The organism is uncultured Propionibacterium sp. (assembly GCF_963539965.1).
Classification (GTDB): Bacteria; Actinomycetota; Actinomycetes; order Propionibacteriales; family Propionibacteriaceae; genus Propionibacterium.
Genome location: NZ_CAUTOU010000080.1, coordinates 1 through 8892 on the forward strand (window position 1 = coordinate 1; position 8892 = coordinate 8892).

Consider the following 8892-nt stretch of genomic DNA (forward strand, 5'->3'; position numbering starts at 1 on the left):
GGCCGCCGGAGCCGCCCCGGCCGGGACCGCCCGGCGATCCGCGGGGCCGACGTGCTCACAGGAGCGATGTGGCGACCCCGACGACGTGCTCGGTGGTGAAACCGCACTCGGTCATCAGGAGATCGCCGCTCGCGGAGGCACCGAAGTGCTCGATGCTCACGCAGGCGCCACCGGCTCCGACGTACCGGCTCCAGCCGAGGGCCAGGCCGGCCTCGATGCTCACGCGGGCGGTGACGGCTGCGGGCAGCACCTGCTCCCGGTACGCATCGGGCTGGGCATCGAACCATTCCTGACAGGGCATCGAGACGACCCGGGTGGCGACGCCGGCGGCCTCGAGCTCGTCCTGGGCGTCGAGAGCCAGCTGCACCTCGGAACCGGTGGCGATGAGGATGAGCCGCGGGGCGCCGTCCCGCGCCTCCCGCAGGACGTAGGCGCCCTTGGCCGCCCGGGAGGCGGGGGCGAACTCGCCACCGCCGCGATCGACGGTGCGCAGGTCCTGGCGGCTCAGCACGATGCCGGCGGGGCGATCGGTGGTGCGCAGGATCTGGGCCCAGGCCACGGCTGTCTCGTTGGCGTCGGCCGGGCGGACGACGTCGAGGCCGGGAATGGCCCGGTAGGCGGCCAGGTGCTCGATCGGCTGGTGCGTGGGGCCGTCCTCGCCGACGCCGATGGAGTCGTGCGTCCATACGAAGGTGGAGGGCACACCCATCAGGGCGGCCAGGCGGACGGCCGGGCGCATGTAGTCGGCGAACACGAAGAACGTGCCGCCGTAGGCGCGGGACAGGCCGCCCACGTTGATGCCGTTGAGGGCACCGCCCATGGCGTGCTCACGGACGCCGAAGTGCAGCACCCGGCCGTAGGGGCCGCCCGGCCAGGTGTCATCGGCGCGATGGGCCGGCAGGAAGGACTCCTGACCGCCCATCGTGGTGTTGTTCGAACCGGCCAGGTCGGCCGAGCCGCCCCACAGTTCGGGCAGCTGGGGAGCCAGGGCGGTGAGCACCTTGCCGGAGGCCTTGCGGGTGCTCAGCCTGCCGGCCTCGAAGACGGGCAGCTCCAGGTCGGCGGGCAGCTCGCCGCCCCGGACGCGGGCCAGGGTGGCGGCCTGCTCCGGGTTGGCGGCCCGCCAGGCCTCGAAGCGCTCATCCCAGGCGGCGCGGGCGGCGGCGGCGCGGGACGCCAGGGCGGCCCGGGTGCGCTCGACGACTGACCCGTCGAAGGCGAAGGGCTCGGGGGGCAGGCCGAGGATCGCCTTCATCGCGTTGATCTCGTCGGTGCCGATGGCCGCGCCGTGGATTCCCTCGGTGCCCTGCTTGGTCGGCAGCGGCCAGCCGATGATGGTGTCGAGTTTGATGATGGAGGGCTTGTCGGTGACCTTCTTGGCCGCCTCGATGGCCTCGTAGAGCCCTTGGACGTCCTCCTCGTACGAGGTGCCCCCGTTGGTCCAGTCGACCTCGGCGGTGTGCCAGCCGCAGGCCGCGTAGCGGGCCAGCACGTCCTCGCCGAAGGTGATCGCCGGGTCGCCCTCGATGGTGATGCGGTTCGCGTCGTAAATGACGACCAGGTTGCCGAGCTCCTGGGCGCCGGCGAGCGAGACGGCCTCGGACTGGACGCCCTCCTGCATGCAGCCGTCACCGGCGACGGCGTAGACGAAGTGATCGAAGACCGACTCGCCGGGAGCCGCCTCCGGGTCGTACAGGCCGTGCTCGTAGCGGGCGGCCATGGCCATGCCGACGGCCATCGAGATGCCGGCGCCGAGCGGTCCGGTGGTGCACTCGATGAAGTCGGTGTGGCCGTACTCGGGGTGGCCCGGCGTCCTGGAGCGGGCCTTGCGCAACTGCCTCAGGCCGTCGAGCTCCAGCCCCAGGCCGCCCAGGTAGAGCTGGGCGTACTGCATCACCGAGGCGTGGCCTGCGGACAGCACGAAGCGGTCGCGACCGATCCACTTGGGGTCCCCGGGATCGGTGTTCATGACCTTCTGGTAGAGCAGGTAGGCCACGGGGGCCAGCGACACCGGCGTACCGGGGTGGCCGTTGCCCGTGCTCTGGACGGCATCGGCGGCCAGGATACGAGCGACGTCGACCGCCTTGCGGTCCTCTTCGGTCCAAGTGAGTGCAGTCACGGATGATGCCCTTCGTAGATTCGTCGACAGCGTCGAATGGTCGGCGCCCAGTCTAGGGCAGGCGTAGCATCATCGGCATGTCGAGCACGCCTGCGGTCAGACCGGCACGGGACGCGGACGCGGCCGCCATCTGCGCGATCCACAACGCCCAGGGCGTGGCCACCACCGCGAGCTACGAGTTACGGCCCGGCACGGAGGCCGAGTGGCTTGCCCGGCTGGCCGGGCACAGGCGCGAGGGCCTTCCCGTCCTGGTGGCCGCCGACGAGGACGACCAGGTGGTCGGCTTCGCCGCCTACGGCCGCTTCCGCGAGCTGGGCGGCTACGACCTGACGGTGGAGCACAGCGTGTACACCGCGCCGGGCCACGAGAACGAGGGCATCGGCTCGGCCCTGATGGACGCCCTGATCGGGCTGGCCCAGCGGGCCGGGCTGCACGCCATGGTGGGCCTCGTCGATGCGCAGAACGAGGCCTCGCTGGCCTTCCACGAACGTCTCGGCTTCACCGGCTGCGGGGTGCTGCCCCAGCTCGGGCGCAAGTTCGGGCGCTGGCTCGACGTGGCCGTCCTCGTCAGGCTCCTCGACGAGCCGCCCGCCGGGACCGGGGGATCGCGGGCGGGAAGCTAGGATGCACGCCATGGCGGCTGACGAGGCGGACGAGAAGGAGATTCTCACCTGGGAGGGTTTCGGCGCGGCGACACGGGAACTGGCCCAGACCATCGCGGACTCGGGCTTCGAGCCGGAGGTCCTCATCGCGGTGGCCCGCGGCGGCATGGTCCCGGGCGGCGCGCTGACCTACGCGCTCGGCGTGAAGCTCACCGACGCCATCAATGTGGAGTTCTACACCGGCGTCGCGCAGACCCTGCCCGCTCCGATCCTGCTCGCCCCCCTGCTCGACACCGAGTCGATCAAGGGCAAACGACTGCTGGTCGTCGACGACGTCGTCGACTCGGGCCGCACGATGAAGCTCGTCATCGACCTTCTCAACGGCTACGGCGCCGATGTGCGCTCGGCGGTGCTGTACACCAAGCCCACCACCGTCATCCGGCCCGACTTCTCGTGGAAGGACACCAGCCGGTGGATCACCTTCCCCTGGTCGGCGGAGGACCCGGTCACCAGGCGGGTCTGACCGGGCGGCCCGGCGACGGCTCCCCCGACGGGTGGAGGGGCCGTCACGTCGTCACGCGGCGGGCCCTCCCGCCGTCAGGCGGTGGGCAGCTCGCCGGTCCAGGCCAGGGCGGCCAGCAGGGCGGCCTGGTCGCCGAGGACCCCCGAGTCGTAGCGGGCCTGCGGCGAGTGCAGCTGAGGGGCGCCGTCGGGGTCGACGCCGTCGGGCAGGGCGCCCATGAAGAGGAAGGCCCCGGGCACCTGCTCCAGCACATGGCTGAAGTCCTCGCTGGCCATGACGGGCCGGTCCATCTCGATGACCCGGTCATCGCCGAAGAGGCCGCGGGCGACCTCCAGCGCGACGCGGGCGGCGCGCGGATCGTTCAAGGTGGTCGGGCAGTTGACGTGGAACTCGGCTTCCACCCCGCAGCGATGGATCCGGCCCACCAGCTCGGCGATCTCGACGGCACGCCCGCCGAAGCGGTCGGTGGTGTCCTTGGAGATCGCGCGGATCGTTGCGCCGAGGCCGGCCCGGTCGTGGATGACGTTGTACATCTTCCCGGCGTCGAGCCGGGTGACGGTGCACACGACCGGGTCGAAGACGCTGAACTCGCGGGTGACGAGCATCTGGAGCTGCTGGCCGAGGTCGAGGACGGCCGGCACCGGGTCGATGGCGGTGTCCGGGGCCGAGCCGTGCCCGCCCCTGCCCCGGAAGGTGACGAGCAGCTGGCAGTTCGAGGCCATCTGGGCGCCGGCGCGCACGTGCACGGTACCGGCAGGAGCGGGCACCTCGTGGACGCCCCAGGCGACGGCCGGGCGCTCGCCGGCGATCCCGAGCAGGCCCTCGTCGAGCATCCGCTTGGCGCCGCGGGCGGTCTCCTCGGCGGGCTGGAACATGAACATGACCGAGCCGGACAGCCCGGCGCGCTGGTCGGCGATCATCTTCACCGCGCCGACGAGGGCGGACATGTGCATGTCGTGGCCGCAGGCGTGCATGGCGCCGTTGGTGGAGGCGAAGTCCTCGCCGGAGTCCTCGACCACGGGCAGGGCGTCCATGTCGCCGCGCACGAGCACCACCGGGCCGGGCCTGCCGCCGCGGACGACGACGACGAATGCCGACCAGCCGTCGAACTCGTGGATCTCGACGGGCATGCCGGTGAGCTCGGCCAGGAGACGGGCCTTCGTCAGGGGCAGGTCGAAGCCGAGCTCGGGGATCTGGTGGAGCTCCCGCCGCAGGGCGCCGAGATGATCGGCGAGGCCGACGCCCATGGCGCGGAAGTCGGGAGTGGTCGAGGCGTTCTGCTGCTGCGTGCTCATGGTCCAATGCTCGCACCGATGAGCGGCGGCGGGCGGACGACACCACCGTGCGCGCCCGGCTCCGCGAGACGGCCGCGACCGTCCGGGGACGAGCGTGGGCGGAATTGCCCGCGGCCCCGATTCGGCCCCACGGGACGAAATCCGATTTTGCCCGTACCGAATTCATGCGCTAAAGTGCTGATCATGGTCCACCTCGTCGCCCGGCGCCACATCGACATGATGCGCGTCGCCTCCGCGGCGATGTGTCGCAGCCGTTCCCGCTGATCGCGGTCCTGTCGTCGCGGCGTGCTCGTCATGCACGCGCCAGGCGGGCCCGCCCGGTCGATCCCGCCCCCTCAGCCCCCCTGCTTGCACTCGTGGCCCCTGAGCGGACAGGCACGGTGGATCGGCGAAATCCCATTCGGATCAGTGACCAATGATTCGAGGCCCCCGTACCCTCCAGATTCTCAAGGAATTGTCATGTCCGGAATTCATTCCTCCATCACCGAACTCATCGGCGGCACCCCGCTCGTGCGCGCCCCCCATTTCCTGGCCGCGAACAACGCCGAGGACGCCAATATCGCCCTCAAGCTCGAGTACTTCAATCCGGCCGGCTCGGTCAAGGACCGCATCGCCCTGGCCATGATCGTCGACGCCGAGGAGAAGGGCCTGTTGAAGCCCGGCGGCACCATCATCGAGCCTTCCAGCGGCAATACCGGCATCGGTCTGGCCGCCGTCGGCACCGCCCGCGGCTACCGGGTGAAGGTCGTCCTGCCGGCCAGCCTGTCGGTCGAGCGCCGCGCCCTCATCCAGGCCTACGGCGGCGAGGTGATCCTGACCCCCGGCCCGCTGGCCATCAAGGGCTCCATCGCCTACGCCGGGCAGCTGCACGAGGCCGATCCCGACTCGGTGCTGCTGGGCCAGTTCGACAATCCGGCCAATCCGGACATCCACTACCGGACCACCGGCCCGGAGATCTGGGCCGACACCGACGGCGAGATCGGCATCCTGGTCGCCGGCATCGGCACCGGCGGCACCCTGTCGGGCGCCGGGAGGTACCTCAAGGAACAGAACCCGGGCGTCCGGCTGATCGGCCTCGAGCCCGCCAAGAGCGCGATCCTCAACGGCAGGCCCGCCGGCCCTCACGGGCTCCAGGGCATCGGCACCGGCTTCGTCCCGAACACCCTCGACACCTCGATCTACGACGAGGTCCTCGACATCACCGATGAGGACTCCATCGAGCAGGCCCGGCGGCTGGGCACTGCCGAGGGCATCTTCACCGGCATCAGCTCCGGCACCGCCCTGGTCGGCGCCCTGCAGGTCGCCGCCCGCCCGGAGAACAAGGGCAAGCTCGTCGTCGCCATCCTCCCGGACTCGGGCGACCGCTATCTGTCCACCGCCCTGGGCCGGTTCCCCGAACTCGAGGTGAACGACGTCCAGCCCTGATCCGGGCCGAACCCCGCGACTCGCGCACCCGTCATCGCCCGGAGACGTCGACGTCTCCGGGCGATGACGCGTCGTGCACGACGCGCCGCAACGCTGGGCTGGGCCGATGACGAGACGCGCCCGGGCCGGGAGACCGCTCAGGCGGCGACGATGCCCTTGGCCGACAGCCAGTCCCTGGCGATGTCGGCGCTGGAGCGCTGCTCGACGGTGGACTGGCGGTTGAGCCCGCGCAGCTCATCGCTGGTCAGCCGGGCGTTGACCTCGGCGATGGCGGCGGCGTCCGCGTCGCCGATCTTCGCGGAGGCGAGCGGGGTGACGCGCTGCGGCAGGATGAGGTTCCGCGGGTCCTCCAGCACGACCAGGTCGTTCGTGTCGATCGCCGGGTCCGAGGTGTAGATGTCGGCGGCTTGGGCCCGCCCATCGGTGAGCGCCTTGACGGTGAGCGGGCCGCCGGAGTCCTCCACCCCGAGCACGTCGATGTCGACGCCGTAGATGTTCTTCACACCGTCGGTGCCGTAGAGGCGCGTGGCGAACTCGGAGTTGGCGGCGACCGTGACGGTGCCGCCGATCTTCGACAGGTCGCCGATGGAGCCCAGGGCGTACCGGTCGGCGCTGGCGCGGGTGACGGTGTAGGAGTCCTGGTCGGAGGCCTCGGCCGCAGCGAGGACGTGCAGACCGCTGGGCAGGGCGTCGACGAGGGCCCGGGCTATCGCCTCGGCGTCGGAGGCGGTGCTCGACTTGTCGTAGTACTGCAGCAGATTGCCGCCGTACTCCGGGATCAGGTCGAGGGCGCCGGACTCGAGCTCGGGCATGTAGAACTCGCGTTGACCGATCTGGAACTGCCGCTCGACGGTGCGGCCGGCGTTCTCGAGGGCTTGCGCGTAGAGCTCGGCGATGATCTCGTTCGAGTAGTACTGCTGGGAGGCCACGACGACCGTCGAACCGGCCGCCGGGCCCTGCGCCGATGTCGAGGAGCTGCCCGTCGGATCGTCGGAGGAGCAGGCCGCCAGGGCCATGAGGCCGCCCGCGGCCAGCAGCGAACGACGTGCGATCTGCATGAGGAGCCTTTCCGCGCCGTGGTGCCGGTGACGCAGCTGCGGGGATGGTCGTCGGATTCCGGCCACCATAGAGCAATCGGTAGGTGGCAACCAATCCATCCGGCGGAATGCGCTCCAGCCGTGGGCGAACACCTCGACCCGTTCCCCGGACGAGTGGGACGCGATCGCGACGCCGGGGCCGGCGGACGGTCTACAGGTCAGCGCGCCACGCGGCCCTCGTCGTCTCGGCGGGGCCGGCGAGCTCGGTGAAGCCGACGTCGATGACGCTCACCGGGCGGGAGCCGGCAGTCCACTCGTCAGGGCTCGGCCAGCGCACCTCGACGCGGAACCCGTCGGCCCGCCATGCGTCGCGATGGACCGCGTCGGAGATCTCGTAGAGGCGCTGGGCGGCATGAGCGCACTGGGCCGCGAGCTTGCCGCTGGTGAGCTCCTCCAGCGGACTCGCCTCGATGACGGCCAGGGCCCCGGTGCTGGAGCTCCCGTGCTCGGGCGGGAAGCTCGTGCCGCCCATCTGCAGCTTGGCCAGGGCCCTCGGCAACGGACGCACCGGGCCGGGCGGGAAGGCCCGCACACCGGCCGGGCCGAAGCCGTCGGGCCCGTCCTGGGTGACGAGCACGCCGGGCAGCAGCTGGACGTCGTCCCAGCGCTTGCCATCGGCGCGGCGCACCAGTTTGCGGATGCGGCCGCCGGTCCAGGTGCGAACGGCCTCGTTCCAGGGCCCGCCCGGCGCGCAGCGCTCGTCGTCCAGCAGGGCCACGACGGCACGGGCGGCGGCCTCGCAGACGTCCACCTCGCGGGCCATGGCGTGCTTGTCGCGCAGGACGACGAACTGCATCGCCCAGGGGATCTCCTCGGGCCGTTCGCAGGGTTCGGGCAGAACTGGTGGCTCGGTGATCATGCACCCAGATTAAGGGGCAACGCCCTCGCAGGCGCCCGGCCGCTCCTCCCGCACGCGCCCCGATCCGGCCCTCCGGCCTCCTGCACGCGCTCGGTCGCGCACCGGCCGGCGGGGCGGGGCGCGCGGCGGAGGGACTAGGGTCAGGCCGCGTGACCGGCTTGAACCTCCTCATCGTCCTGGCCGCCGCAGTGGGGGCCGGGCTCATCGGCTATCTGACGGGCCTGGCCTCGCTCGTCAGCTACCCGGTGCTGCTGGCGGTCGGCCTGCCGCCGGTGTCGGCCAATGTGACGAACACGCTCGGCATGGTCACCACGGGACTCGGCTCGACGCTCAGGGGCGCCGGGCGGTACATGGGCGGCACGCCCCGCAGGGCGGTCGTCGTCCAGGCCGTCGTCGCGGCGGCCGGCGGCCTGGTCGGTGGGCTGCTGCTGCTCGCCGGCGGCGACGGCGCCTTCGTGCGCGTCGTCCCCCATCTGGTGCTGCTGGCCGCCGTCCTGCTGCTGGCCGGCCCGCGCATCAAGCGGCTCCGGTCCGGGGGCGCTTGGCCCGCCCGGGTCTACGCCGCGCTGCTGTTCTGCGTGTGCGTCTACGGCGGATACTTCGGCGCGGGTGCCGGGGTGATCTTCCTCGCGCTGACGAGTCTGGGTACCAGCATGTCCTTCGGGAAGGCCGTGTGGTTCAAGACGACCCTCCTGTCGGTGTCCAATCTGGCGGCCGGGCTCTGCTTCATCCCCAGCGGCCGGGTGGACTGGGCGGCCGCGGTGGCCCTGGCGATCGGCTTCTTCCTCGGCGGCTGGCTGGGGCCGGTCGTCCAGCGGTTCATCCCCGAGAAGGCGCTGCGCTGGGGCATCGGCTTCTGCGGCATCGGCCTGGCCGGCTACCTGCGGTGGTCCGCCTGAGCGGCGCGGCCCGGCCGGCGACGGCCGCCCCGATGACGGGCAGGACCGTCGGGGCCCCACCTGCTTGGACGGG

The 8892-nt window shown here is 71.7% G+C and carries 8 protein-coding genes; 4 read left to right on the forward strand and 4 right to left on the reverse strand.

The window, feature by feature from the left end; translation table 11 throughout:
• Positions 1 to 55: 55 nt before the first annotated feature.
• A complete protein-coding gene (gene tkt / locus R2N01_RS10280; RefSeq protein WP_316670859.1) occupies positions 56 to 2119 on the reverse strand; it encodes a transketolase in 2064 nt (687 codons plus the stop codon).
• Positions 2120 to 2196: 77 nt separating this feature from the next.
• Here tkt and R2N01_RS10285 point away from each other — a divergent pair, with 77 nt between their 5' ends.
• A complete protein-coding gene (locus R2N01_RS10285; RefSeq protein WP_316670862.1) occupies positions 2197 to 2742 on the forward strand; it encodes an N-acetyltransferase family protein in 546 nt (181 codons plus the stop codon).
• Position 2743: 1 nt separating this feature from the next.
• A complete protein-coding gene (locus tag R2N01_RS10290; protein ID WP_316670863.1) occupies positions 2744 to 3244 on the forward strand; it encodes a phosphoribosyltransferase in 501 nt (166 codons plus the stop codon).
• Positions 3245 to 3318: 74 nt separating this feature from the next.
• Here the strand turns inward: R2N01_RS10290 and R2N01_RS10295 are convergent, their stop codons facing one another.
• Positions 3319 to 4539 (reverse strand): M20 family metallopeptidase, encoded by a 1221-nt coding sequence (locus R2N01_RS10295; RefSeq protein WP_316670865.1) that lies wholly within the window; start codon positions 4537 to 4539, stop codon positions 3319 to 3321.
• A 459-nt stretch (positions 4540 to 4998) separates the two neighbouring features.
• Here R2N01_RS10295 and cysK point away from each other — a divergent pair, with 459 nt between their 5' ends.
• Entirely contained in the window at positions 4999 to 5964 is a 966-nt protein-coding gene (gene cysK / locus R2N01_RS10300) for a cysteine synthase A (protein ID WP_316670868.1), read from the forward strand.
• Positions 5965 to 6101: 137 nt separating this feature from the next.
• Here the strand turns inward: cysK and R2N01_RS10305 are convergent, their stop codons facing one another.
• Positions 6102 to 7022 (reverse strand): ABC transporter substrate-binding protein, encoded by a 921-nt coding sequence (locus R2N01_RS10305; protein WP_316670870.1) that lies wholly within the window; start codon positions 7020 to 7022, stop codon positions 6102 to 6104.
• Positions 7023 to 7212: 190 nt separating this feature from the next.
• Complete coding sequence (locus R2N01_RS10310) at positions 7213 to 7857, reverse strand: peptidyl-tRNA hydrolase (protein WP_316670874.1); 645 nt, start codon at positions 7855 to 7857, stop codon at positions 7213 to 7215.
• Positions 7858 to 8069: 212 nt separating this feature from the next.
• On the opposite strand from R2N01_RS10310, the gene R2N01_RS10315 reads away from it, so the two are divergent.
• Positions 8070 to 8819: a sulfite exporter TauE/SafE family protein gene (locus tag R2N01_RS10315; RefSeq protein ID WP_316670873.1), complete on the forward strand. Its 750-nt coding sequence runs from the start codon at positions 8070 to 8072 to the stop codon at positions 8817 to 8819.
• The last annotated feature ends 73 nt before the right edge of the window (positions 8820 to 8892 follow it).

What these genes read in the sequence shown, in the direction of transcription:
- R2N01_RS10305 (WP_316670870.1), bottom strand. Translation starts at nt 7,022, where the DNA reads ATGCAGATCGCACGTCGTTCGCTGCTGGCCGCGGGCGGCCTCATGGCC.
- cysK (WP_316670868.1), top strand. Translation starts at nt 4,999, where the DNA reads ATGTCCGGAATTCATTCCTCCATCACCGAACTCATCGGCGGCACCCCG.
- R2N01_RS10290 (WP_316670863.1), top strand. Translation starts at nt 2,744, where the DNA reads ATGCACGCCATGGCGGCTGACGAGGCGGACGAGAAGGAGATTCTCACC.
- R2N01_RS10285 (WP_316670862.1), top strand. Translation starts at nt 2,197, where the DNA reads ATGTCGAGCACGCCTGCGGTCAGACCGGCACGGGACGCGGACGCGGCC.
- R2N01_RS10295 (WP_316670865.1), bottom strand. Translation starts at nt 4,539, where the DNA reads ATGAGCACGCAGCAGCAGAACGCCTCGACCACTCCCGACTTCCGCGCC.
- R2N01_RS10310 (WP_316670874.1), bottom strand. Translation starts at nt 7,857, where the DNA reads ATGCAGTTCGTCGTCCTGCGCGACAAGCACGCCATGGCCCGCGAGGTG.